This window comes from Staphylococcus simulans, from assembly GCF_047037175.1.
Lineage (GTDB): Bacteria > Bacillota > Bacilli > Staphylococcales > Staphylococcaceae > Staphylococcus > Staphylococcus simulans_C.
The window spans coordinates 375,675-402,583 of sequence record NZ_CP178241.1 but is presented as its reverse complement, the minus strand read 5'-3'; the positions used below and the strand labels follow the sequence as shown (position 1 = coordinate 402,583).

The 26,909-nt window shown below is 36.5% G+C and carries 23 protein-coding genes; 2 read left to right on the top strand and 21 right to left on the bottom strand.

The window, feature by feature from the left end; translation table 11 throughout:
* Window positions 1-57 precede the first annotated feature (57 nt).
* From hslV to ACFCT9_RS01855, 11 genes are all read right to left on the bottom strand, one after another.
* The gene (gene hslV / locus ACFCT9_RS01905; RefSeq protein ID WP_412520374.1) at window positions 58-597 is read right to left on the bottom strand and encodes an ATP-dependent protease subunit HslV; all 540 of its coding nucleotides are present in this window, start codon (window positions 595-597) and stop codon (window positions 58-60) included.
* Window positions 598-599: 2 nt separating this feature from the next.
* The gene (xerC, locus tag ACFCT9_RS01900; RefSeq protein ID WP_412520372.1) at window positions 600-1,490 is read right to left on the bottom strand and encodes a tyrosine recombinase XerC; all 891 of its coding nucleotides are present in this window, start codon (window positions 1,488-1,490) and stop codon (window positions 600-602) included.
* Between the two features lie 121 nt (window positions 1,491-1,611).
* Window positions 1,612-2,919 (bottom strand): FADH(2)-oxidizing methylenetetrahydrofolate--tRNA-(uracil(54)-C(5))-methyltransferase TrmFO, encoded by a 1,308-nt coding sequence (gene trmFO, locus ACFCT9_RS01895; RefSeq protein ID WP_412520371.1) that lies wholly within the window; start codon window positions 2,917-2,919, stop codon window positions 1,612-1,614.
* Between the two features lie 83 nt (window positions 2,920-3,002).
* A complete protein-coding gene (gene topA / locus ACFCT9_RS01890; RefSeq protein ID WP_412520370.1) occupies window positions 3,003-5,069 on the bottom strand; it encodes a type I DNA topoisomerase in 2,067 nt (688 codons plus the stop codon).
* Window positions 5,070-5,211: 142 nt separating this feature from the next.
* Window positions 5,212-6,102: a DNA-processing protein DprA gene (dprA, locus tag ACFCT9_RS01885; RefSeq protein ID WP_412520368.1), complete on the bottom strand. Its 891-nt coding sequence runs from the start codon at window positions 6,100-6,102 to the stop codon at window positions 5,212-5,214.
* Between the two features lie 224 nt (window positions 6,103-6,326).
* The gene (gene sucD / locus ACFCT9_RS01880) at window positions 6,327-7,241 is read right to left on the bottom strand and encodes a succinate--CoA ligase subunit alpha (protein ID WP_412520367.1); all 915 of its coding nucleotides are present in this window, start codon (window positions 7,239-7,241) and stop codon (window positions 6,327-6,329) included.
* 20 nt (window positions 7,242-7,261) lie between these two features.
* On the bottom strand, window positions 7,262-8,428 hold the full coding sequence (sucC, locus tag ACFCT9_RS01875) for an ADP-forming succinate--CoA ligase subunit beta (protein WP_412520365.1): 1,167 nt from the start codon (window positions 8,426-8,428) through the stop codon (window positions 7,262-7,264).
* Window positions 8,429-8,655: 227 nt separating this feature from the next.
* The gene (locus ACFCT9_RS01870) at window positions 8,656-9,426 is read right to left on the bottom strand and encodes a ribonuclease HII (RefSeq protein ID WP_412520364.1); all 771 of its coding nucleotides are present in this window, start codon (window positions 9,424-9,426) and stop codon (window positions 8,656-8,658) included.
* A complete protein-coding gene (gene ylqF, locus ACFCT9_RS01865) occupies window positions 9,426-10,295 on the bottom strand; it encodes a ribosome biogenesis GTPase YlqF (RefSeq protein WP_412520363.1) in 870 nt (289 codons plus the stop codon). The genes ACFCT9_RS01870 and ylqF overlap by 1 nt, the downstream gene beginning before the upstream one ends.
* 137 nt (window positions 10,296-10,432) lie before the next feature.
* A complete protein-coding gene (locus ACFCT9_RS01860; RefSeq protein WP_412520361.1) occupies window positions 10,433-10,921 on the bottom strand; it encodes a GyrI-like domain-containing protein in 489 nt (162 codons plus the stop codon).
* 132 nt (window positions 10,922-11,053) lie between these two features.
* Window positions 11,054-11,908, bottom strand: a complete 855-nt coding sequence (locus ACFCT9_RS01855) for an ABC transporter substrate-binding protein (protein WP_412520359.1) — start codon at window positions 11,906-11,908, stop codon at window positions 11,054-11,056.
* Between the two features lie 237 nt (window positions 11,909-12,145).
* On the opposite strand from ACFCT9_RS01855, the gene ACFCT9_RS01850 reads away from it, so the two are divergent.
* Both ACFCT9_RS01850 and ACFCT9_RS01845 read left to right on the top strand, forming a co-directional pair.
* Window positions 12,146-14,764 carry a YfhO family protein gene (locus ACFCT9_RS01850; RefSeq protein ID WP_412520357.1) on the top strand — a complete coding sequence of 873 codons (2,619 nt, stop codon included), beginning with the start codon at window positions 12,146-12,148 and terminating at the stop codon, window positions 14,762-14,764.
* 177 nt (window positions 14,765-14,941) lie between these two features.
* Complete coding sequence (locus tag ACFCT9_RS01845) at window positions 14,942-16,573, top strand: hypothetical protein (RefSeq protein WP_412520356.1); 1,632 nt, start codon at window positions 14,942-14,944, stop codon at window positions 16,571-16,573.
* Window positions 16,574-16,667: 94 nt separating this feature from the next.
* Here the strand turns inward: ACFCT9_RS01845 and ACFCT9_RS01840 are convergent, their stop codons facing one another.
* The 10 genes from ACFCT9_RS01840 to smc all read right to left on the bottom strand — a co-directional run bounded on the left by ACFCT9_RS01840 (window position 16,668) and on the right by smc (window position 26,888).
* Window positions 16,668-17,495, bottom strand: a complete 828-nt coding sequence (locus tag ACFCT9_RS01840) for a metallophosphoesterase (RefSeq protein WP_412520355.1) — start codon at window positions 17,493-17,495, stop codon at window positions 16,668-16,670.
* A gap of 146 nt (window positions 17,496-17,641) precedes the next feature.
* A complete protein-coding gene (locus tag ACFCT9_RS01835) occupies window positions 17,642-17,956 on the bottom strand; it encodes a YxeA family protein (RefSeq protein WP_412520354.1) in 315 nt (104 codons plus the stop codon).
* Window positions 17,957-18,131: 175 nt separating this feature from the next.
* Complete coding sequence (rplS, locus tag ACFCT9_RS01830) at window positions 18,132-18,482, bottom strand: 50S ribosomal protein L19 (protein ID WP_107605327.1); 351 nt, start codon at window positions 18,480-18,482, stop codon at window positions 18,132-18,134.
* 105 nt (window positions 18,483-18,587) lie between these two features.
* Window positions 18,588-19,325, bottom strand: a complete 738-nt coding sequence (trmD, locus tag ACFCT9_RS01825; protein WP_412520351.1) for a tRNA (guanosine(37)-N1)-methyltransferase TrmD — start codon at window positions 19,323-19,325, stop codon at window positions 18,588-18,590.
* Window positions 19,322-19,825: a ribosome maturation factor RimM gene (gene rimM / locus ACFCT9_RS01820; RefSeq protein WP_412520350.1), complete on the bottom strand. Its 504-nt coding sequence runs from the start codon at window positions 19,823-19,825 to the stop codon at window positions 19,322-19,324. The genes trmD and rimM overlap by 4 nt, the downstream gene beginning before the upstream one ends.
* Before the next feature lie 112 nt (window positions 19,826-19,937).
* Complete coding sequence (gene rpsP, locus ACFCT9_RS01815) at window positions 19,938-20,216, bottom strand: 30S ribosomal protein S16 (protein ID WP_412520348.1); 279 nt, start codon at window positions 20,214-20,216, stop codon at window positions 19,938-19,940.
* A 161-nt stretch (window positions 20,217-20,377) separates the two neighbouring features.
* A complete protein-coding gene (gene ffh / locus ACFCT9_RS01810; protein ID WP_412520346.1) occupies window positions 20,378-21,745 on the bottom strand; it encodes a signal recognition particle protein in 1,368 nt (455 codons plus the stop codon).
* 13 nt (window positions 21,746-21,758) lie between these two features.
* Complete coding sequence (locus tag ACFCT9_RS01805; RefSeq protein ID WP_412520345.1) at window positions 21,759-22,091, bottom strand: putative DNA-binding protein; 333 nt, start codon at window positions 22,089-22,091, stop codon at window positions 21,759-21,761.
* Complete coding sequence (gene ftsY, locus ACFCT9_RS01800) at window positions 22,078-23,322, bottom strand: signal recognition particle-docking protein FtsY (protein WP_412520343.1); 1,245 nt, start codon at window positions 23,320-23,322, stop codon at window positions 22,078-22,080. The genes ACFCT9_RS01805 and ftsY overlap by 14 nt, the downstream gene beginning before the upstream one ends.
* Window positions 23,322-26,888, bottom strand: a complete 3,567-nt coding sequence (gene smc, locus ACFCT9_RS01795; protein WP_412520341.1) for a chromosome segregation protein SMC — start codon at window positions 26,886-26,888, stop codon at window positions 23,322-23,324. Before smc ends, ftsY begins: the two co-directional genes overlap by 1 nt.
* Between the last annotated feature and the right edge of the window lie 21 nt (window positions 26,889-26,909).

The following is a 26,909-nucleotide window of genomic DNA, read 5'->3' as shown; positions in this document are numbered from 1 at the left end:
ATTATTTACCTCTTCCAATAATTTGGAAAAATAATGTCGTCTAAATTTTCGTTGTTCTTATAATTCTTCGACAATAATGTTGTCATTTGTGAAAACACAAATTTCTGAAGCGACTTTCAAGCTTGCGTAAGCCATGTCTTTCGCTGACATATCTGTATGGCGTTTTAAAGCACGTCCAGCACTTAAAGCATAGTTGCCGCCTGAACCAATCGCAATCAACTCATCATCAGGTGCGATAACTTCACCTGTACCGCTGACGACTAAAATTGCATCTTTGTCCATCACAATCAGCATTGCTTCAAGTTGTCTTAGTTGCTTATCGCCTCTCCACTCTTGTGCAAGTTCAACTGCAGCACGTTCTAAATTACCGCTGAATTCTTGCAGCTTAGTTTCGAATTTTTCGAAAAGTGTAAAGGCATCTGCCACACTTCCAGCGAAACCAGCTAAGACTTTACCATTATACAATCTGCGGACTTTTCTCGCTGTTTGTTTCATGATGACTTGTTGTCCTAATGTCACTTGACCATCGCCTGCCATTGCAGCATGACCATTTTGTCTGACCGCAAAGATTGTTGTCGCATGAATTGAATTATTCATTCTTATTTCTCCTTTTTAGCTCGAGGATGTGCATTTAAATATACCTTGCGCAATTGCTGGTTAGAAACATGTGTATACCGCCCTGTCGTTGACAAATTGACATGACCAAGCAAAGATTGCACCGTTCTTAAATCCGCACCTTCATTCAACATATGAGTCGCAAAGGTATGTCGTAATTTATGCGGATGAATATCCGTCACGCCCGCTGTGCGTTTAACAATGTCATTCAGCACATATCGGACACCTCGTTCAGTAATCGGTCGTCCATTCATATTTACAAGTAAATAATCATGTGACGCTTTTTTGAGCGGAGGAAATTCTGAAAGATAACGTTCAATACTTTCTCTGCACATATTACCAAAAGGAATAAAACGTTCTTTGTTCCCTTTACCAAGCACCTTAACACCTGGTGAATTTAAATCTAAATCCTCTAACTTAATGTTCACTAACTCTGAAACACGAATGCCCGTACCATACAATATTTCTAATATGACACGATCACGCATCCCTTTATGTTCATCTTCTTCAACTGTTTCAAACAATGCAGTCATTTCTTCTTCATAGAAAAAATGAGGCAAATATTGTTCTTTCTTTGGATGTACAAGTTGAACAAAAGGATTGACCACTGTATCATCTTGCGTCATCCAGTATTCATAAAAAGACCGTAACGTTGAAATTTTACGAGAAACTGTTGTTCTTTTCAAGCCTTTTGAATATAAATAAGATAAATAATTTCTTGCATCCTTATATTCAAATGATTTTAATTGTAAATGCTCCTGTTCTAAAAAAGAATTAAACTGCATCAAATCATCGTGATACGATTTCAAAGTATGTTTAGAAAAAAAGCGTTCTACCTTTAACATGTATAAAAAAGAATCTTGGATTTTATTCAATAAAAACCCCTCCATCATTTGCATTGTAGCATATAGACAGAGGGAGCTGCAGTGATTTAAGTCTCGAAACCGCAAACGTTTTCTAAACACAAATCCATTTTATCAAAATATTCATAATTTATCACAATGTTTGCTTAAAGTTTTCTAAATACGTTAAAGCACGATTTGCTTGCTGCTCATATCGTTCTTTTTTATCTTTAATTCGTTTCTCAAGAGATGGCACCAAACCGAAGTTCGCATTCATCGGTTGGAAGTTTTTATTGTTATTCGCATGTGAAATATAATAAGCCATACTGCCGATCATTGTTTCTCTCGGGAAAATCACTTCTGCTTTACCTTGTAATTTATGTGCAACGTTGATACCAGCGACTAATCCGCTTGCTGCACTTTCCACATAACCTTCTACACCGGTCATTTGACCAGCGAAGTATACTTGGTCATGCCCTTTAAGTTGATATGTTTCACTTAATACATCCGGTGAGTTGATAAATGTATTACGGTGCATCACACCATAACGTACGATATCAACATTTTCTAAACCAGGGATTAAACGGATAACTTCTTTTTGTGCGCCCCATTTTAAATGTGTCTGGAATCCGACAATATTATAAAGGGTTCCAGCTGCATCATCTTGTCGTAATTGCACGACCGCAAATGGACGTTTGCCTGTTTTAGGATCTTCTAAACCAACAGGTTTCATCGGTCCAAATAATAATGTTTTACGTCCGCGTTCTGCCATTACTTCAAACGGCATACAGCCTTCGAAATATTTTTCTTTTTCAAATTCATTGACTGGTGCTACTTCCGCTTCTAACACTGCATCGTAAAAACGGTCGAACTCTTCTTCTGTCATTGGACAGTTTAAGTAAGCCGCTTCACCTTTATCATAACGAGACTTCAAATATACTTTATTCATATCAATTGAGTCTTTTTCAATAATAGGTGCCGCTGCATCATAGAAGTAAAGTTGGTCTTCACCTGTAATGTCTACAATTTCTTTCGCAAGTCCTTCAGTAGTTAATGGACCAGTCGCAATAATCGTATAACCTTCAGGAATCTTTTCGATTTCTTCATTGATAACTGTAACGTTTGGATGTGATTTCAAAGTATCTGTAATATAGCCTGCGAAATCATGTCTATCTACTGCTAACGCACCACCTGCTGGTACACGTGCATTATCAGCTGCTTTAATAATCAATGAATCTAAACGACGCATTTCTTCTTTTAATACACCTACTGCATTTGTCAGTGCGTTGCCGCGTAATGAGTTCGAACAAACTAATTCCGCGAATTTATCTGTATGGTGGGCAGGTGTTTGTTTCACTGGACGCATTTCGATCAAATTCACTTTGATACCTCTTTGCGCAAGCTGATAAGCAGCTTCTGAACCAGCTAAGCCGGCACCGACCACGTTAACTGTCTCTGTCATAAATAAATCCTCCTTTTTCAGATGAAAAGAGGCGAGACGCAAGCAGCGTTGTGCTTTTTGTGTCCAACCTCTCAGCTCTTACTTTACTTTTGTACTTCTTCTTTATAATCACAGTTCGAACATACAACTTGGCTAGAACGTCCTTTTTTACGTTCCACTAAGTGATGATCACATTTCGGACAATCTCTGCCGACTGGTTTATCCCATGAGATAAAGTCACAATCAGGATAATTTGAACAGCCGTAGAAAATTCTGCCTTTTTTCGATTTGCGTTCTACAACTTCGCCATCTTTACATTTCGGACATTTAACACCGATTTCTTTCACAATCGCTTTCGTGTTTCTGCAATCTGGGAAATTTGAGCAAGCCATAAACTTGCCATAACGTCCCATTTTGATGACCATTGGTGAACCGCATTTTTCGCAATCTTCACCAGCCGGTTCATCTTTAATTTCTATTTTTTCCATTTCTTTTTCAGCACGTTCTACATCATGTTTGAAGCCATTGTAGAAGTTGCCGACCACATTACGCCAGTTTTCATCGCCTTCAGCTATTTTATCGAGCAACGTTTCCATGTTTACTGTAAATTCTACGTCGATAATTTCTGGGAAGTATTCTTTTACTTGCTCATGTACAATTTCTCCTAATTCAGTAGGAACGAAACGTTTACTTTCTAACTTCACATAATTACGTTTTTGAATCGTATCAATCGTCGGCGCATACGTAGATGGTCGACCGATTTTCAATTCTTCTAATGTTTTAACTAAACGTGCTTCTGTATATCTTGGCGGCGGTTGTGTGAAATGTTGAGAAGGTTCAATATCTGTTGCGATAACTGTTTCGCCTTCATCAATAATCGGCAAGCGTTTATTTTGTTCTTCTTCTTCATCTTTAGATTCTACATATAATGTCATGAACCCTTTGAATTTGATTGCTTGGCCGTTTGCACGGAACTTAATGTCACCTTGTTCAACATCCATCGCAACTGTGTCAATCACAGCAGGTGCCATTTGACTTGCGACAAAGCGTTCCCAGATCAATTTATACAAACGATATTGATCTTTCGTTAAGTATGACTTCATTTCATCAGGTGTACGCAATGTTTTTGTAGGACGAATCGCTTCGTGCGCATCTTGGTCCCCTTGTTTACCTGTTTGTTTACGATGAGATACATATTCTTTACCGTACTTTTCAGTGATAAAGTCTTTTGTTTCTGCTTTGGCATCTGCAGACACACGTGTAGAGTCTGTACGCATATACGTAATCAGACCAACTGTACCTTGGCGCTTTAAGTCAATACCTTCATAAAGTTGTTGTGCTACCATCATTGTCTTTCTTGTCTTGAAGCCTAATTTTCTTGAAGCTTCTTGTTGTAAAGTAGACGTTGTAAATGGATTGGCTGGATTACGTTTCTTTTCTTTACGTGTCACTTTAGTGACTTCAAACTCATTACCATTCAATTGGTCTGTGATGAATTTTACATCTTCATTCTTTTGAAGTTTGTATGGTTTGTTTTTATAATGAAGGAATTTCGCAGTAAATGTTGATTTTTTATAGCGGAATTTCCCTTCAATTTTCCAGTATTCTTCTGGTTTGAAATTACGGATTTCATTTTCACGATCAATGACCAAACGAAGTGCAACAGATTGTACACGTCCTGCGGAAAGTCCTTTTTTAACTTTTTTCCATAATACAGGTGAAATATTATAGCCCACTAATCGGTCTACAATACGACGTGCTTGTTGCGCATCCACTAAATTGATTTCAATACTTCTCGGCGTTTTAAAGCTTTCTTTAACTGCATCTTTCGTGATTTCATTAAATACAACTCGGTTTTTCGCATGTTCATCTAATTTCAAAATGTTTGCTAAGTGCCATGCAATTGCTTCACCTTCACGGTCCGGGTCACTTGCTAGAAAGATTTTCTTTGCTTTTTTAGCATGTCTTTTCAATTCTTGAACGACTGGTCCCTTACCACGAATCGTAATATATTTGGGTTCAAAATCATCTTCAACATCTACGCCCATTTGGCTTCTCGGCAAATCTCTGACATGCCCCATTGAAGCGATAACTTTATATCGTTTCCCTAAATATTTTTCAATTGTTTTAGCTTTTGCAGGCGACTCAACGATGACTAAATTATCTGCCAAAGTTAATCCCCCTCTGCTTCAATAAAATGTTCCTTGTTACAAAGATAAATGATAAACGGTTTATTTTACATTTGTCAATATTTTAATTTACCTGAAAATGAACAGACATCATTTCTTTTAGGACATTATTTCATTTTTTCAATCATTTTAATGTCCCGTAATCTTCTAGTATATCTTGTGCGTTTAAGACAATTTTCGCACCTTCTTGCGCACGCTTTAAATTGCCTATCGTCAACGTTTGAAATAAACTGCCAGGCAGCACATATACATTTCTTCCTTGTTCTAAAGCTGAATCTATTGTAATTTGTGCGCCGCTTCTTTCCCTAGATTCGGTAATCAGTACACCTTGGGATAGACCGCTGATAATACGATTACGTTCTGGGAATTTATATCTGGCAGGTCTCTCTGTCGGAATATATTCTGAGATGGTTAAACCTGTTTGTTCAATGCGTGTTCTTAATGCACGTGTCTCTTTCGGGTAGTGATGGTGATGACCAAATGCTAAAACACCAATCGTCGCCATATTATAGTGTAAAGCGGCTTCATGTGCAAATGCATCTCCGCCTTTTGCGACACCTGAAACGATCACTAAGTCATGTGTAACTTCATCTTTAAGCAGCAGTTCTAAAGCATTTTGGGTATAACGTGTCGCTTCTCTAGAACCGACAATACTTAAATAGTGCTGTGCTTTTAAACAAGATAAATTGCCTTTATAGAAGAGTAATAATGGAGGGGCATAAATATGTTTGAGTAAATGGGGATAATCAGGATGAAAAATAGAGAGTAAGTGAATATTCTGGTCATCCAAAGATTGATAAATAGTGAGAGAATCTGTTGCACAATAGGTTTGATAATGTCGATGCATCGGTTTAGAGGTGGTATTTTGTGAAAATTGTCGAAGTTTTGTCATTTTTTCATGTGGTTTACCTTCAAAATAATCCGGATACCTGATTAAAAGCGCATAAATTTTCTTTGTGGAATAACCTGCGTAGCGTAGTCTGAGGAGTTCTAAATCTAAATCTTTGAGGTTCAATGTTTTACCTGCTTTCTTGTGGGGTTTTTCGTCATTATACGCCTCTTTATAGATACGAAACAATATTTTTCTGTGCAGATATACTTATTCAGAGTTTCTTCTATTATATACTGTGATTCAGTTAAGCATGAATGTCTTATGTGAATACTCAACAATGAACATAGAAAAAGGCATAGACTTGTACCGCAGTACAAATCCATGCCTCATTTATAGAACGCAAGTGATTATGCGTCTTTTTTAACTGTTAATAACTCTTCGTAGATACCTGCTTCTTTAGCTGCTTCAATTAATGTTGAACCAATTTCAGAAGGTGTATCTGCAGTTTTAACACCATTGTCATTTAAAGTTTTGATTTTTTCTTTCGCAGTACCTTTACCGCCAGAAATAATCGCACCAGCGTGACCCATACGTTTTCCTGGAGGTGCTGTTTGACCACCAATGAATCCTACAACTGGTTTTGTCATATTTTTATTAATCCATTCAGCCGCTTCTTCCTCAGCAGTACCGCCGATTTCACCGATCATTACGACAGCTTTTGTTTCAGGGTCTTTATTGAATGCATCTAATACATCGATAAAGTTTGTACCGTTGACAGGGTCGCCACCGATACCAACTGCTGAAGTTTGACCAATGCCTTCTTCAGTTAATTGATGCACTGCTTCGTAAGTTAATGTACCTGAACGAGATACAACACCTACATGGCCTTTTTTGTGGATATAGCCAGGCATGATACCGATTTTACAATCATCTGGTGAAATAACACCTGGGCAGTTTGGTCCGATTAAACGTGTGTGTTTATCTTCTAAATAACGTTTAACTTTAACCATGTCTAATACAGGAATGTGTTCTGTAATACAGATAGCTAAATCTAATTCAGCATCCGCACATTCTAAAATTGCGTCAGCCGCAAATGGTGCTGGTACGTAAATAACTGATACGTTTGCACCTGTTTCTTTTTTCGCTTCTTCTACAGTATTGAATACTGGTACACCTTCAACCACTTGACCGCCTTTACCTGGAGTTACCCCAGCAACGATTTGAGTACCGTATTCAAGCATTTGTTTCGTATGGAAAAGGGCTGTAGACCCAGTGATACCTTGTACAATTACTTTTGTGTTCTTATCTACATATACGCTCATCTTAGTGTCTCATCCTTTCCTTAGACTTCTTTGACAAGTTTGACAATTTTTTGAGCGCCTTCAGCCATAGTTGCTGCTGGCTCAATTGCTAAACCTGAATCTTTTAAGATTTGTTTACCGATTTCAACATTAGTACCTTCAAGACGAACAACTAAAGGTAATGTTAAGTCGACTTCTTTAACTGCTGCTACGATACCTTCTGCGATAACATCACAACGCATGATACCACCGAAGATGTTTACAAAGATACCTTTAACATGCTCATCACCTAAGATGATTTTGAATGCTTCAGTAACTTTTTCTTTCGTAGCGCCGCCGCCTACGTCTAAGAAGTTAGCTGGATTTCCGCCAAAATGATTGATTGTATCCATAGTCGCCATCGCTAAGCCAGCACCGTTAACCATGCAGCCGATGTCGCCATCTAAAGCGATGTATGATAAATCATATTTAGAAGCTTCGATTTCTTTTGGATCTTCTTCTTCTAAATCACGTAATTCTAAAATGTCTTTGTGTCTGAATAATGCGTTATCGTCAAAGTTGATTTTCGCATCTAATGCTAATACGTCTCCGTCACCAGTTGTAACTAATGGGTTGATTTCAACGATTGAAGCATCTTTTTCGATAAATACATTGTATAAAGCGATTAAGAATTTAGCCGCTTTGTTGATTGATTCTTTAGGAATATTGATGTTGAACGCAATACGACGTGCTTGGTATGGCGCTAAACCAACAACAGGATCGATTGTTTCTTTGAAGATTTTTTCAGGTGTTTTAGCCGCTACTTCTTCAATTTCAGTACCGCCTTCTTCAGAAGCCATTAACGTTACACGGTCTGTAGCACGGTCGATAACGAAACCAACATAATATTCTTTTTGAATATCGCAGCCCTCTTCAATGTATAAACGTTTAACTTCTTTACCTTGTGGACCTGTTTGGTGAGTTACAAGTGTTTTACCTAATAATTCATTAGCGTAAGCTTCCACTTCAGATAATGACTTAGCGATTTTAACACCGCCAGCTTTACCTCTACCCCCAGCGTGGATTTGTGCTTTTACAACATAAACATCAGTGTCTAATTCTTTAGCTTTTTCAACTGCTTCTTCCGCAGTGAATGCTACACGTCCTTCTGGAACTGGAACGCCCATTGAACGAAAGATTTGTTTTCCTTGATACTCGTGGATATTCATTCTCCATCCTCCTGTTTCTTAGGTTAAGTACACTGTTAATTATAGAAAATGAAAGCGCTATTGTAAACTGAAAGCGGCTATTTTTGTCAACTTTGTTAACTTTTCGATTTTTCTCAAATTCTGGTACATGTGAGTTTGTAACTAATGTGGTACTTTTTCAAATAACTCTGAATATTACACAAGGTTGGAAACAAATTTTACAATTTGCACCAACCTTGTTTTTATTCCTATTTTGTTGTGAGAGATTTAATCGGTTCAAATGATTTACGATGTTCTGGAATCACACCTAATTTATCAATACCGGCTAAGTGTGCTTTCGTCCCATAACCGACATTATGTTCAAAATCATAACCTGGATACTGCTTTGCCAATTCACGCATATAAGCATCACGATACTCTTTTGCCATAATACTTGCTGCTGCGATAGATACACTTTTCGCATCACCTTTAATAATAGAAGTCTGTTCAATCTCTAACGGTAATTCCATCGCATCAATCAACAAATGTGTAGGTTTGATAGGTAATGCATCTACTGCACGCATCATTGCCACTTGTGTAGCCTGATAAATATTTAAATCATCGATTTCTTCAGGTGTCGCAACGCCATATGCATAGGTAGCTTCCGCTTCAAGTGCAATTTTCAATTGTGCTCGTTTGGATGCAGACACTTTCTTTGAATCATTCAAACCATAATACGCATGGCCTTCATTTAAAATCACAGCACACGCTACTACAGGGCCTGCTAATGGGCCTCTGCCAACTTCATCAATACCGCAAATGATTGCCTTATTGTCCTCAGCTAAAATCTGATTTTCAAAAGTCGACATCTCTTGATACTGATCTACCAGTGCCGCTTCTTTTTCTAATTGTCTTTTACGGCTTAATAACGCTTGCTGTACACCTTTTCGTTCATCTTGTTGCCATTCAAGTGTTGAAAGCTCTTCTAAAGACGTCACAGACTTCAACGCTTCTTTAATTGCTTTGATTGACTGTCCCATTATTTAAGTTCATCTTCCATCTCTTTATAAATATCGAAGCTTTGTGTGCCAAGTTTCGCATTTCTAATATCATTAATAATTAATTCAATTACAGATTCATAATCCACTTCATTACCGCGTTGTAATAAACCACGTCTGCGTCCAATCGCATCAAACCATTCAATATTTTCGGCTTCATCATCTAAATCGATATTATAGTGTTTCTGTAATGCTTCTAATGCATGCGCTTTATAAAATTCTAAACCAAAGATAGCTACATCATCTAAATGCACAATACTATCTTTAATCGCACCCGTTAAACTTAATTTCTTGCCGACTGTCTGATCTTCAAACTTCGGCCATAAAATTCCGGGAGTATCTAATAATTGGAGTGATTTACCCACTTTAATCCATTGTTGTTGTTTCGTTACACCTGGTGTATTACCTGTTTTCGCAATCGCTTTATTTGCTAATTTATTAATTAAAGTCGATTTACCTACGTTTGGAATACCCACAATCATGGCACGGATCGCACGTGGTTTTAAACCTTTGGCTTTATCACGCTCAAATTTTTCTTTTGTCGCTTGCATAGCAGCTTGTTCTACTGATTTCAAACCTTTGCCATGCTTCGCATCCACTGAAACCGGGAAATAACCTTTACTTCTAAAATAGTCTTCCCATTTTGCTGTTTCATTTAAATTCGCCATATCTTTTTTATTTAAAATAACCACACGCGGTTTATTTTGAATCACTTCATCAATCATCGGATTTCTTGAACTATAAGGAATACGTGCATCTACTAATTCAAAGACCACATCCACTTTCTTTAACTGTTCAGACACTTCACGTTTGGCTTTTGCCATATGTCCTGGATACCATTGAATAACCATGTTTCATCACCTTTCATCTATCACTTTACTCTATTTTACATTCTCTCTATTATACTATATTTTGTATGTGTTGAAAAAATGAAAAAAGAAACTCAAACAGCTAAATATGTGTTTGAGTTTCTTAATTAGAATTTATATTATGCGTTATTATCTTCTTGTTTTACCACTGGTACATACACTTCTGATTCATAATCTGGTGCGTATACATCACCATATGGGTAGAATTCAAAGGCAGGTCCTTCGGCCATTTGGTAACCTTCACTGGCTAAGAAGTGTGGGTTGAATACTTTTTCACACACTTGTTGAATGGATTCAGGTACGCGCCCTTTAGCTTTTGCGACTAAATAATCACCTTCTGGTAATGCATAAGGATGCAATCCTGCACCTGATTGATTATCAGAGGATACTGCGATTAAATAGTTCATTTCTGCTTCTGTCGGTACAATAACGCCTAAGTACCCTTCTAATTGATGGTTGCTTAATGCATTTAATGTTCGATCATCACCTTTTTCAAAAAGCGCTTCCCATGCTTTAGGTAAATTTTGTTGCGCATCTTGCATCGTCGCATACTTACTTAAATAGCCGATGACTTTTATTTCATTTAAATGTTTTACTTCGTATTCCATATTCGTCACTCCCAATATTTCGAATTAATTTAATTACTGTTTATTACCCTGTTTCAGTTATAATAAGGCATAAAAAATACAAGCTCCGAAAAAGGTAGAAGGTTTCGGGGCTTGCATTGAAACGTTTATGGCTTATTCTTCAAATTTAGCTAAGTCTTCTGCGATATATTCAGAAGCAACCAATCCACGTGATTTTGCCCATAATTCACGATTTACGAAATGAATGCGTCCGTTTTTCTTCGCATTAATTGAATTATAAACTTCTGATTGACGTAATTTTTCTAATGCATCCGCATTTTCATCATCAACCATTAGGATTAAACGTTCTGGGTTCAATACTTTTAATTGTTCATCTGTTAATTTTAGATAAGGACCATCTTTATATTCCGGATACGTTCTTGAATCCGCTTGTGTAATAGCCATTTTGAAGCCAAGACGTTTTAAGAATTGACCTACATAACTGTTAGCGTCATGACCAACGATATAATTGTCAGTGACAACTGCAGCTAATGTACCTAAATGTTTATCTAATGTGATATTTTCTTCAATTTGTTTGATTTTCTGTTCATGCACAGCGACACGTGTTTTCGCTTTTTGTGCTTTAGATACAGCTTGTCCGATAAGTTCAAATGATTTTAAGTTTTGTTTATAATTACCGTCAAAACTTTCAAGTAAAATGGTTGGCGCAATTTTTTCTAAATCTCTATAGATTTTATGATGACGTTCACCATCCGCGATAATTAATTGCGGTTCTGCATCGCGTAATGCATCTAAGTCAGGATTGTTTCGATCTCCTAATGATACATAATTACCGACTTGATCTCTCACCGCTTCAAATAAATTTTCTTTACTTCCATCATCAGCAATCGCAGCTGGTTTAATATCTAACGCTAATAAATCATCTACGAATGAAAATTCTAATGCGGCAACTCTGTCCACATTCTCCGCAACTTGAGTGATGCCTGATTCATTCTTAACTTCAACCATTAAATAAGACCTCCAAATTGATTTGTTATATTTAATACTCCCATATACTTGTTACCGCTTATTATATTCCCTATCTCATGGACATTATGCATATTTAGTTAATATCAAAATTTACAAAATTTTAATAATAGTTGCTTTAATTACCTTTATATTAGCGTTACTGCTAAAATTAAAATGGGTATATGTAGTATATTACCTAATTCTACATATGCATTTTAATTTCAGGAGAGACATAAAATGAAATTTAACATTAAACATAATTTATTACGCTTTTTTAAGATTGCAGGAATTGGCACATGCATCATGCTGATTATTTTCTACCCTGCGATTCGTGCGTACTATAAGCATCAAATTGTATTCAGCGGTGCAGGAGATGGTTTCAGACAAATGATGCCATTTCAAAAATATCTTTATACGCATGTTACACATCTCGCAAGTTTCTATGATATTTCTTTCGGCTTAGGCGGAGATTATATCGCTGATTTAGCTTATTATTATTCAACCTCTCCACTAACCTATTTAAACTTTTTCTTTGTATGGTTAGGAGAACATCTCTTACATATGAACCCAAGCAGTATTGAATTTTGGCCAGGTAATCAACTCTTCTTTGCGATTATCAAAGCCATTTTAACGTTTATTGCTGCTTATTATATGATGCGTTACTTTAACTTAAAACGTTATACCGCACTTATCGGCACAATACTCTATACGGCTTCTAACGTTATGATGTATTTTAATTTCACATGGTCATTTTATGGCGATGTCATGATTTACTTGCCATTAACGATTTTAGGTGTGGAGAGATTATTCAGAGCGCGAAAAGCCGGTTTGTTTATTATCGGTATCGCCTTAACACTACTGTCGAACTTTTATTTCAGTTACTATGAAGCGATTATTATCGGCGCCTATTTAATCTACAGAACTTGTGTCGTATACAAAGAGGATATTTTAAATCGTGTACAGAAAATTTATATCACAGTTATAGCGACATTACTCAGCTTGATGATTGCTAGTTTTGGATTTTATACAGGTGTCAGCTCATTCTTGCATAATGATCGTAAACAAAATCCTTTATTAGAATATCCGTTCATTGTTGATTTATTAAATTCAGATAAACAAACATTTCTATCTGGATTTCACATTTTGTTATCCATATTAGTCTTGATTGCATTGCTTCAATTTAGATTATACAAACATTATTTCTATCGTTTGTTTGCGGTGATGACTTGGATATTCTTGAGTGGTTCATTTACCAACCCATTTGATAGTTTCTTTAACGGATTTTCAATTCCACAACGCAGATGGGTATATATGTTAGCGATGAGTGCTGCGATTTTAGTTGCTTTAATGATTCAACATCTGGCAGAGATGTCTATTGTTTCTTTGATGTTCGCAACGATTCCAGCAATCATAGTATTGCTCTTTTCTTCACGCTTCGCTGAAGGTGAATGGCATTGGTGGATCAGTACCATGATTATAATTGTATTCATCGCAATTATCTTAGTTGTGTATAAAGGTCAAACCAAATATTGGATGAAACTCTGTTTAGTCGCCTTAATTTTAGTTCAACAATTCTGGCAGTTAAAAGAATATAAAGAAAATGTCTTGTCAGAATATGAAACGACTGTAAATCAAGTCACAAATTATGATTACTTCAGTCATCCTTTAAATAAAAAAATCAAAGCCATTCAAAAAGAGAGACACGATGACTTAATGCGTATAGATTATATGAGTATCTTTGGTTTAAACTCTCCACTAATCTATGACTATAACGGTATTTCACTTTATTCAAGTATCTTTGATGGAGATATCTTAAATTATTATGATAACGTTATGCAGATAAATATGCCGATAGATAAGAACAGTACGTACCGTCTCTTTAATAACCGTGCGAACTTAATGGCCTTATGGGATGTGACAGACCGTTTTAAAATGGAATCTGACAAAAACATGCCTTATGGCTTCAAACATCAAGATAAAATCAAGGACGGTAAAAGAGTATTTGTGCATTCAGACAATCAAATTGATTATCCAAGCGCACATATCACAAATAAGACATTTGATATGAGTCAGTTAAAATCACCTTTAGATCGTGAACAAGCCATGTTAGAAGGTGTAGTCTTTGATGATAAAAAAGGAAATGCGACATTCAAAAATAATCCTAACCTCTTATCAAAGGCACATACGTCTCTTCGCGATGCAAAACAGATAGATAAGAAACATATACAAGTCCAACAAAATGATGGTGGCGTAACAATGAAACTACCTGAAGCTCTCGCAAACCGTTATCAAGATATGTATGTAGAAATGGATGTTGAACGTATAGCACCCGCTTCAAAACATTACGTCAAAATCAATGAATATAGTCAAGATAGAAATCGTTTAGATTATAAATACCGACGCTTTGTCACGCCTGTAACAATGCGTGTTAAAGCTTCACCAGAATTAAAATTACAATTGCCTAAAGGCAAATACCGCCTGCAGCTTAAAGGCATTTACGGTGAAGACTACAGTACATTAAACCGTACAAAAGATGCATTAACACCCGTCAAAGTAACCAAGAATGACCGTAACTTGCACATTCAAAAACCTAAATCAGCACATGGTTATATCGTATTACCCGCAGCTTATAGAAATGGTATGTATGCGTTGATTGACGGTAAGAAGCATGAAGTGAAACAAGGCAATGGTATTATGACCGTTATTCCAACTGAAAAAGGTCAAACAGATATTTATTTAAAATACGAACCGCCATTCCTAAAACCATTAATCGTCATAACTGGCTTAGGTATTGTCCTCAGTATCTTTTGGTGTCGTGCTTTAAATAAACGAAATAAAAATAAAAATAAATTATAAGATAAGTACTGCGTATCTCAAAGCTACTTCAGATACGCAGTACTTTTTTATTGCACTATTTTTACCAATGACTGGTGCTTTTTTTACTGTCTGTGATTATACATATACAACTAAACAACACCTTACTATACTAGCTTTATATCTATTCACTCACCTAGAAAGGTCTGATAACACAACATGAAAGAACCAAGCTATCAAATCACGAATGCCGCATACTTGATGCATATCATCTCAAAATTGAATCCCCGCCTCACATTAGAAGAACTTCAATCTGAGCATCTCACCTATGCCACTTTAATGAATTACTTAAATCATCTCTTAAACTCTGAAGAAAAAGCATTGATTGACACCCTATTAAATGCCACAGTATCCATCATCACACTAACAAGAAAAGAATATCAAGCACTTACCCACTTGAAAGAAACACGTTATATCTTTCCTATCGGTAAAAACCGCTATTATGTCACACCCGAATTTTTAAATGACTATAACCAGTTTTGTTTAAATCATAAGTATAAACCTTTACCTATCTTAGACCATTGGACACATAACCAACTCATTTCATTGTCCAAGTTAGAAATAACACGCAGATTTTATGATACGAAAGACTTTGAAACATGTTTGTCTGATGCCTATGATACTAAGAATCTAGACTTTATTTGTGTCATGGCGAATATCCCAAGTTATGATCAACTTTCAAATTCTGAAAAGTGTAGATTAATTGCGGAGAGAGTGAAGAAAGATTATGGCCTGTTTGAAAAATTAATTCAACTTGTGCCACCGTTACGCATCCTATTCTCATATATGGTTTATGAAGATAGAAATAGTTTTGTAGGTGCTGAACTTCCCGGTGATAATATCGCTATCTTTATTTTATTTAGTGACAAAGATCTGAACATGCTGTATTTACCTTGTGATTTATTTGAACATTTAAAGCATTACTTTAGCTTACGCGGGCTACAACCAGAAGAAATCCTCAAACAATCTATTGAAGATTTTACAGACCAATCCTTAGAGTCACAGCAACAACACGCATTAATACAAGCTGTATGTCATAATGAATTAACTATCGAAGAAGGCAAAATGGTTATCCCCGCATTGATGCATGATACGATTCCTAAAAATATTCTTTCGCAATTGAATACAGATACTAAAACCAAATTCTTTGAAGCATTAGTCAATTTATTTGGCTTTATACCAATTAAAATAGTAGTGAAACTGTACAACCGTTATTTTGAGACACACGAAACCATTGAATCGATTAGAAAGTTGATTAACGAAGATTTTAAAAGTCCAACCACCATGATAAATCAACATTATCTGACTCATGTTACTTTAAAAGATGCGTATCAAACCCTAGATACTTTATACGAAACCGTTCCTTACTATTTACCTGAAACACTTAAAGCGTTATTTAAAGCAGCTGCTAATGAAAATTGGATAGCAAACAAGAAATTTAATGACAGTTTTATTTTCTTGAAAAGTCATATCAACCTTCAAGGTGCATCATTTGATATCCCTGTTGTAATGGTAGAAGCAGCTATATTTGAAGATGTCATTCTACCAAATATTAAAATGGTGCCGCATGAAGATGACTTAAAAGATGCGGTTCAAATGTGGAAAGCACAAGGTTTATATAATCAAGTGAAAAGCAGACAAGTTTTAAAGCATGTGAAAATCATTTACTCCATGCTTAGACTTTGGGTTTATCGCGGTCATACTAAAAGAGAATACAATGAAATGATTCATCAATACCATACGCATTCAACAAGTAATATTGAAGATTGGCATACTGACACATCTCACTAAATTATTAAAATAACGCCTATTAAAAATGAAGAATCGCCCGCTCCATGAGCAAGGCGATTCTTTTAGTTTTACTATACTATTTATGATTTTAAACTTATGCTTCTGTTGACACTGGATCGTCATCAGCTTCAACAATATATGTTTTTCTATTTAATTTGTCATCCCACTCAATCATACGTGCACCACGTTTTAATAGGCCATAAGAATTTTCACCTGTGACTCTACCGTAATTAAGTTGAATGCCATAATAATTAGACGAAAAGTCGTTATTATGGTCATGACCGCAATAAACCGCTTTGATGGTTGTATTATAGAACAATTTATACCATAAACCACTATTGATACATGGCACAGAAACAGGTTCGTTATGATTGCCTACATAACCTTTTTCAGCAGCATCCGCATATTCTGGCAAAGGCATATGCATAAACAATTGGTCTGGTAATGTACGGTTTTTCGCACGATTTACAAGCCATTTTTGTTGTTCACAAGTAACGAAAGCGACACCTTCAAATGGTGATCTTGCGTAGTCTCCTGCATCTAACATGTAAATTCTAATACCATTTTCTAAAGTATAGAAATAAGAATAACAGTCGTTAAGAACTGCACCGCCTTCTCGTTTAACATGCATTTTAGATTTATCGATAATTTTCCATAAATCAGCTCTATTATAATCAGCTTCACTATCATGGTTGCCTAATGTAACCGCAAACGGTACATTCAGTTGATCAAAGAAATCAATGACCTTTTTAAATGTGTTTAATGAATCTGGTTCTTTACTTGAAATTAAATCACCAGTAATCACAATAATGTCAGCTTTATATTTTTCTACTAGATTTTCAATAATTTTAAACGTTTGTTGATCCTCTTCACTAAATGGCTGACTACCGATATGCAAATCTGTTAATTGCATGATTTTCATTGTTGTTCACTCCTAGTTGACTATTCACTGCGTCTTCAACAGCTTCGCAGCATGAATTATATAACTTAAACTACTTGTATTGTGTCACATATTGATTGAAATGTATAGAAAAACAGAACACCTTTTTGTGTGGAAATCTATACTTTTTATTCTTTTATACTGTTAGGAAGTGCATCAAGATAATGAATTTCTTTCACATACTTGCCTTTATGGAGAATCACGACATATTCCCTTTTGGAATCAAACCCTAAGAATGTCAATTTATACGGTAATCTCTCTCCATCTTTTGAATAAGCTTGCACATTTTCATAGCGTTGTGTCCCTTTTTCCACTTTCGCATAGGATTTTTCCATCGTCATAAACGGATTAAAACGGTCTGTGTATTCATTTCTGACAATACTGACTGCGACAATCGCAAAGAATACAATGACGGTAACAATAAATAAACTTTTCTTATTCATACACTGCTACTCCTTCTATGATGTTGTTCTTGTTGTATTATTAAAATGTGTACTTCATTAACAAGATTTTTATATTATACCTAATTTTTCTGAATATTCATATATCTGTGTATAAAAAAAGACTGCTCCTTGATTAGGAACAGCCCTGTCTACTCGTATGTCTATCTGTCTAAAATTAGCGAATTTCTTTAATTCTAGCAGCTTTACCACGTAAGTTACGTAAGTAGTAAAGTTTAGCACGTCTAACTTTACCGCGACGAGTTACTTCGATTTTTTCAATTTTTGGTGTGTGTAATGGGAATGTACGTTCCACACCTACACCTGATGAAATTTTACGAACTGTGAAAGTTTCTGAAACTCCGCCACCGCGACGTTTGATTACTACACCTTCAAAGACTTGGATACGTTCACGTGAACCTTCGACGATACGTACGTGTACACGTACTGTGTCACCGGCACGGAAGTTTGGTAAGTCTGTGCGTAATTGTGATTTAGTAACTGCTTCGATTAATTTGTGATTACTCATTAGTATATTCTCTCCTTCAAACTATGTTCTTGCCTCGACAACTAAATAGCAGCGGATCATAGTGATTTTTCGTGCTTAGCACACTTAAATAATATTAGCACACTGCTATTTTGTTTTCAATCGATTTTTGTAGTTTTCAAGTATTTTTTCATCTTCTGATGTTAAAGGATACTTGGTTAGTAAATCGGGTCTTTTGACAAATGTTCGGATTAACTTCTGCTCATGTCGCCATGCATCAATGTTTGCGTGATTGCCTGACAATAAGACATCTGGTACCTTCATACCTTCAAATTCACGTGGGCGTGTGTATTGCGGAAACTCTAATAAACCATCAGAGAATGAATCATCTTGATGCGACTGTTGATTGCCAAGTACACCTGGAATCAAACGTACAATCGCATCTGTCATGCTCATCGCAGGCAGTTCTCCGCCTGTTAAGACATAATCACCAATAGAGATTTCATCTGTAACTAAATGTTCTCTGATACGTTCATCATAGCCTTCATAATGACCGCAAATAAACACTAAGTGTTCTGCTTGGCTTAACTCTTCTGCCACTGCTTGGGAGAAAGGTTTGCCTTGTGGACACATTAAGATAACACGTGTGTCTTCTGTTGTCTCAAGGTCTTTCATCGCATTAAAGACAGGTTCTGGTTTCAACACCATACCTTGACCGCCGCCGAATGGATAATCATCAACTTGATTATGTTTATTTATCGCATAATCTCTGAAATTGACGGTATTCACAGAAATAATCTCTTTCTCTTGTGCACGTTTCAAAATAGAATGATTCAATACGCCATCAAACATTTCTGGAAATAGCGTTAAATAATCAATTTTCACTCGTCGAACATTCCTTCCAATGGCGTAATTTGAATACGGCGCCCTGTGACATCAACATCTTGTACAACGTCTGCGATATAGGGAATCAAGTATTCTTTGTCACCTTGAACGACCCATACATCATTGGCACCTGTTTCAAAAATTTCTTTCACACGACCAATGGGTGTTTTCCCATCAAACACTGTGCAGCCGATAATGTCGGAATAGTAAAACTCATGTTCATCCAGTTCGATTGCTTCATGATCACGTTCTTGTGTCAGAATATCACCTTTAAAGTGTTCCACATCATTAATGTTATTGAAACCTTCAAATGTCAACATATGGAACCCTTTATGCATGCGATAGGATGCGACTGTTAAATCAATTGCTTCGCCTTTATGATTCAATGTCAAAACTTCACCAGGTTGAAAACGTGTTTCTGTAAAATCTGAGTTAGATTTCACACGTACTTCCCCTTTGATTCCATGTGTATTTACAATTTTGCCGACTTCTACTTTCATGCACATTGCCTCCAATATTTGGTCTCGTGAAAAAAGCTCCAATACTTAACAATAACCCTAAGACAAGTGTATTGTCTCAGGGTTATGAGATTAAAGCAACTTATAGCTTAAATTACTTAGAATGACGTTGTTCGTCGAATTTTTTCATAATACCTTCTTTAGATAAGATATTGTGAACTGTATCAGTTGGTTTCGCACCGTTAGCTAACCATTTAAGTGCTAACTCTTCGTCGATTTTAACTGTTTGTGACGCATCTTTAGTAACCGGATCATAAGTTCCGATTTGTTCGATGATACGACCATCACGTGGCGCACGAGCATCTGCTGCTACGATACGGTAGAATGGATTTCTTTTTGAGCCTAAACGTGTTAAACGAATTTTAACTGCCATGTATAATTCTCTCCTTTGAGTTCTTTGTTTTCTTTTCTACAAGAAATAATAATAACAGGTATCAGAAACTTTGTAAAGAGGTTTCTCTTTACCAATTTTATTTTTATTTCCGATTCACAATAAAAGGTGTTGTAAGTCGCTGCTCACAACACCTTTTTCAATTAGAATGGCAAGTTCATGCCTTTCATCATATTTTCAATTTGACTGCGTTTGCCTTTTTTACCTTTGCCTCCGCCAGTAAATTGTTTCATCATTTTCTTCATGTCATTGAATTGTTTCATCAAACGGTTCACTTCTTGAAGTGAGCGACCTGAACCTTTTGCGATACGTTTCTTACGAGAAACATTTAAGATTTCTGGTCTTTCACGTTCAGCTAGTGTCATAGATTGGATAATCGCTTTAATATGATCAATTTGTTTATCGCTCATATTAAGTTTATCCATACCTTTCATTTTACCCATACCAGGAATCATCTTCATGATTTCATCTAATGGGCCAAGATTTTTCACTTGGTCTAATTGTTCTAAGAAATCATCTAATGTAAATGATGCCGTACGCATTTTCTTCTCTAAATCTTTTGCTTTAGATTCATCAACATCTTGTTGGGCTTTCTCAATTAAACTTAACACATCGCCCATACCTAAGATACGAGAAGCCATACGTTCTGGGTGGAATAATTCTAATCCATCTAATTTCTCACTGACACCAATGAATTTAATTGGTTTTTGAGTCACAGAACGGATAGATAAGGCTGCACCGCCTCGTGTATCCCCATCAAGTTTAGTTAATGTAACACCTGTTACCCCTAATTGATCATCAAATGATTGGGCAACATTAACCGCATCTTGACCCGTCATCGCATCGACCACTAACATGATTTCGTTTGGTTTAGAAATTTCTTTGACTTCAGCTAATTCATTCATCAGCTTTTCATCAATATGCAGACGACCTGCCGTATCGATAATCACAAAGTCTAAATGTTCTTCTTTGGCATGTTTCAATGCATTGTCAACGATTTGTTGCGGTTGAACTTTGTCGCCTTCACTATAGACTGGAATGTCTAATTGTTTACCGACGGTTTGAAGTTGGTCAATCGCTGCTGGACGATAAATATCTGCCGCAACCAATAATGGTTTCTTATTATATTTCTTACGCATCAATAATGCTAATTTACCTGCAGTTGTCGTTTTACCTGCACCTTGCAGACCCACCATCATCACAACTGTCGGCGGTTTATTTGCCATATTTACCGTCGCATTTTCGCCGCCCATTAATTGTGTTAATTCATCTTTAACGATTTTGATAACCTGTTGGCCAGGTGTTAAAGATTGCATGACATCTGAACCTAATGCACGTTCAGAGACAGTTTTGATAAATGATTTTACAACTTTAAAGTTAACATCGGCTTCAAGCAATGCAAGACGCACTTCACGCATCATTGCTTTAATATCCGCTTCAGTCACTTTCCCTTTTCCTCGGATTTTCTGCATGGTCGCTTGTAAACGATCGGATAATCCTTCAAATGCCATCCAAGTGACCTCCTTATTCTAATTCTTCTAGTTTCTCAATATATTGTTTCAAGGCATCCGGATCTTCAATAGATGCTTTCATTTGAGTATAAATTTCACGACGTTGTTCAAATTTTGAATAAAGCGCTAATTTCGCTTCATAATCTTCTACTAAATCACCAGTTCTTCTTATGTTATCATATACTGCTTGACGACTCACATCAAAAGTATCTGCGATTTCACTCAAAGAATAATCTTCAAGATAAAAGAGTTCCAAATAATTACGTTGTTTATTCGTCAGTAAAGACTGATAGAAATCAAACAAGTAATTCATACGCAATGTTTTAACTAAATCATTTTTGCTCATCTGGTGTGTCACCGTCGTTCTCTGTTGTATCTGCTGCTTCTTCTTGATGTTCTTCCACTGTTTGTTCAATCATGTCCGCAAACAAGCCGTAAACGTAGCTTTCTGGATCGAATGGTTGTAAATCATCCAATTGCTCGCCTAAACCAACGTACTTAACTGGAATATGCAATTCATTACGGATTGCTAAGACAATACCACCTTTGGCAGTACCATCAAGTTTTGTTAATACAATACCTGTCACGTTTGTGACATCTTTAAAGTTACGTGCTTGTGATAACGCATTTTGTCCAGTTGTCGCATCAAGACAAAGTAACACTTCATGCGGTGCTTCTGGGACTGCACGGCCAATCACACGTTTCATTTTTTCTAACTCATTCATTAAGTTTGCTTTGTTTTGTAAACGGCCTGCAGTGTCACAAATTAAAATGTCGACACCTTGGTGTTTCGCCGCATTAATCGCATCATACATCACAGCTGCCGGATCTGATCCTTCACTTTGGCTGATGACATCGACACCCACACGTTCGCCCCATACTTTCAATTGGTTGATTGCGCCGGCTCTGAATGTATCACCTGCAGCTAACATCACTTTCTTGCCTTCTGCTTTATAACGGTGTGCCAATTTACCAATTGTTGTTGTTTTACCAACACCATTGACACCGACCATTAAAATGACATTTAATCGGCCATCTTCTAAGTTCATCAATTCAGAATTGTCATCTTCTTGTTGATAAATCTCTACGATTTTTTCAACGATAACTTCTTTTAAATCTTCTGTTTCTTTAATATTGCGACGTTGTGCTTCTGTACGTAATTCATCTACTAATTCCATCACCGTATTGAAACCAACATCCGCTGTAATTAACATTTCTTCTAACGCTTCGAAGAAATCTTCATCCACTGTACGATAACGCGCAATCAAGTTATTTAATTGCTCTTGGAAGTTTTCGCGTGATTTCTCTAAACCTTGTCTGAATTTCGCACCCAATTTTTGTGATTCAATTTCTTCAAACTCTTCAATTGAAATTAAACCATCGTCAAAATCGAAATCATCTTTTGGTTGTTCTTTCGGTTCTTCTTTTGGTTTCGTTTCAGGCAACGTTGATTTTTCTTCTTTGGCTGGTTTCTGGTCATCCTCTGATGATTCCGTCTGGTCTAAGTCTTGAAGTTCTTTTTCTTCTTCAGTTGGTTTGCCCGCAAACTTATCTTTTAGTCGTTTAAAAAAGCTCATTATTCTTCCTCCTTCAACACTTCATCTATCGTATTTAAATTCACACTCACAAGTTTTGATACACCTGATTCTTGCATCGTAATACCATAAAGTCGGTCAGCCGCTTCCATTGTCCCTTTACGGTGTGTAATCACAATAAATTGTGTCTTCTCAGATAATTGTCTCAAATAATTCGCATAGCGAATCACATTAGCTTCATCTAATGCGGCCTCTACCTCATCTAGTATAACAAATGGTGCTGAACGCACTTTTAATAACGCAAATAATAATGCGATTGCGCTTAATGCACGCTCTCCGCCGCTCAACAATGAAAGATGCTGCAGCTTTTTGCCTGGCGGTTGCACTATGATTTCAACACCTGCTGTTAAGTAATCATCATCCGTTAACTTCAACTCAGCTTGTCCGCCGCCGAATAACGATTTGAACACTTCTGAGAAATGGCCTTGTACCGCATGGAAGGTCGTTTTAAAGCGTTCCATCACAGCTTGGTCCATCTCATGAATAATTTGTTCTAGCGTAGCTTTCGCCTCTCTTAAATCTGTACGTTGCTCATCTAAGAAAGTAAAGCGCTCATTTACTTCTTCAAATTGTTCAATCGCATTCAAGTTGACTGGACCTAATTCTTCAATCGACATTTTCGTTAATTTCACTTTCTGACGTAGCGCATCAATCGGTTCATCTTGTTCATAGAGGTCTTTCGCCGCTTCATAAGTTAAATGATAATCCTCATTTAAATGATCCATACTATGTGAAATCAATACATCTAATTTAGATTGTTCAGCTTTGATATCTTGATAGCTGTTTTCAATCGACAAGATATCGCGATGTGTTTCTTGCAACTTGTCATCAAACGTTTCAATCTCTGCGTTTGTTTCTTGTCTTTTACCTTTTAACACATCTAAACGCTCATTTAAATCCGCTTTTTCTTGTTGCTTCACTTCAATATCCTGTTGAATCGTCTCAAAGGCTTTTTGTCCCGTCACTTCATCAGAATTAAACAGTTCAATATCTTCAGCTAATTTTTCTTGTTGAAGTTGATTTTGTTTAATTTGATTTTCAATGCGTTCTAATTGCTGATGTTGTGTTTTACTACGTTCTTTTAACACCGCTAAATCGGATTGTTTTTGATGAAGTTGCTGTTGTAGTTGAGCAGTGCTGGCTTTACCTTCTTTAGATAACTGCGTTAAGCTTTCAATTTGTTGCTCTAAGTCTTTCAACTTATGTGCTAACTGTTCTTTTTGTTGCTGCTTCGCTTTTAACGTTTCTCGACTCTTCTCACTTTGATAACCGTCATTTTTCTCAAATTCAAACTCTTCATGCTCACTCTTAATATGTGCTTCGCTCTTTTTTAAACGATCGAGTTCTAATTCGATATTATGCACGGCTTGTTTCGTTTCATTATAGTCTTGACTGATTTTTAAATACGTTTCGCTTAATTGATTCGCTTCATCTTTAACAGCTTGGACTTGTCTTTCAAAATCAGCCGTCTGATGTTCGAATTGTTTCAACTGTTCACGCAACTGCGTTAATTCATCACGCTGCGCTAAAATACTTTTCGTCTGACGTTGACCGCCACCTGTCATCGAACCACCTGGATTCACGATATCGCCTTCAAGCGTCACAATACGTGTACGATAACGAATGGCTTGTGCTAATTCATTCGCATGTTTCAAATCATCAACAATAATGGTATTACCGATTAAATTATAAATAATCGCACTATATTTAGCATCTACACCGATTAAATCCGCTGCCACACCAACAAAGCCGGTTGCTTGTTGTGCGGTATGCATAATCTCTGATTGCAAGCGTCTGGGTTGAATGACATTTAACGGTAAGAAGGTTGCTCTGCCTAGGCGATTTTGTTTTAAATAAGCAATTGCTTGGCGTCCATCCTTTTCATTATCCACGATAATATGCTGCATAGATGCCCCTAATGCCGTTTCAATGGCTGTCGTTAATTCAGATGGTACATCGATGACTTCAGCCACGGCACCATGGATACCGTTCAACGGATTATTTTTAGCTTTTAGGACATGTTTAACCCCATTAAAGAAATATGTGTAATCTTCTTCACGGCTCGTCAAACTCTCTATTTTAGCTTTTAATTGATCAGTATAACGATAGGCTTGGTATAACTTTTCTTCATATTCATTTTGTTTGTTTTTCGCTGCTGTCAATTGTGCTTCATTTTCTTTTTGTTTGTGCTCTAATGCAGCTAACTGTTGTTGTTTCTCTTTTTGTTGTGCTGTAATTTGATTAATTTCAGACTGAATGGATTTTAATTGATTGAACGCTTCTAATAAACGACTGTCTAAACGATTTTGTTTTGCTTCATTTTCTTCAATCGTACGTTCTAAGAAACGAATGTCATTATTGACCTCTGACTGTTCAGACATTAAATCATAGTAGCTGTTTTTAATCTCTTCTAGTTGCGCTTCATGGTCTGCATCTGAAACATATAACTGATCTTCAAGCTGTTTGACTTCTGCAGCTATAGTTTGTTGTTTTTCTTTCAGTGCTGCTTTATCTGCTTTTGCTTGTTTTTGATCTTCAATCAACTGCGCATATTGTGCTTTCAATGCTTCTTGTTCTTCTTCATAGCGTGCATTGGTTTGAGATTGGTTACGTTTACGCTCTTCTAAGACATTCAGCTGGCCTGATAGCTTTTCTGCCGCTTCAGTCGCCTGTACTAACTGATAATTCAAACGTTCAATCTCATCATTTTGTTGATTTAACTCTGCTTTATAATTTGAAAGCGCACGAGAATAGCGTTTTTGATCTGCTTCTTTTTGTGCTTGCTGACTCTTTAAGATATTTAAACGTTCATCTGCTTTACTGATTGCTTCGTTATATTCATGAATATCATGAACCGTGACCAACACATCACTTTTCTTCATCTCTTTTGATAAATGTTGGTACTCTTTCGCAATCGCCGCTTCTTCTCTTAAAGGTTCGACGCGTCCTTCTAAATCATATAGAATATCTTCAACACGATTTAAGTTTTCTTCCGTTTGGTCTAACTTTTGAACGGATGCTGCTTTACGCTTTTTATACTTTAATACACCTGCAGATTCTTCAATGATTTGACGTCTATCAGCAGGTTTCGCATTCAAGATTTCATCTACACGTCCTTGTGAGATAATACTGAATGCTTCTTTACCCAATCCTGAATCTAAAAAGAGATCCGTGATATCTCTTAAACGGGCACGTTCGTTATTTAAATAATACGCACTTTCACCGCTGCGGTACAGCCTGCGTGTGACGATAATTTCATCTTCTTCAACGTTTAATTGATGTGCATGATTATCTAATTTTAATCGAACTTCCGCATAGTTTTGTGCTTTGCGGTGTTCTGCGCCGGAAAAGATAATATCTTCCATTTTCGAACCGCGTAAAGATTTCGCAGATTGTTCACCTAAGACCCATTTGATGGCATCTGTTACATTACTTTTACCGCTGCCGTTCGGACCTACAATTGCTGTCACACCTTGGTCAAAGTGGACTTCAGTTTGCTGGGCAAACGATTTGAATCCGACTGCATTGATTGATTTTAAATAAACCATACTTCACTCGATCTCCCTATC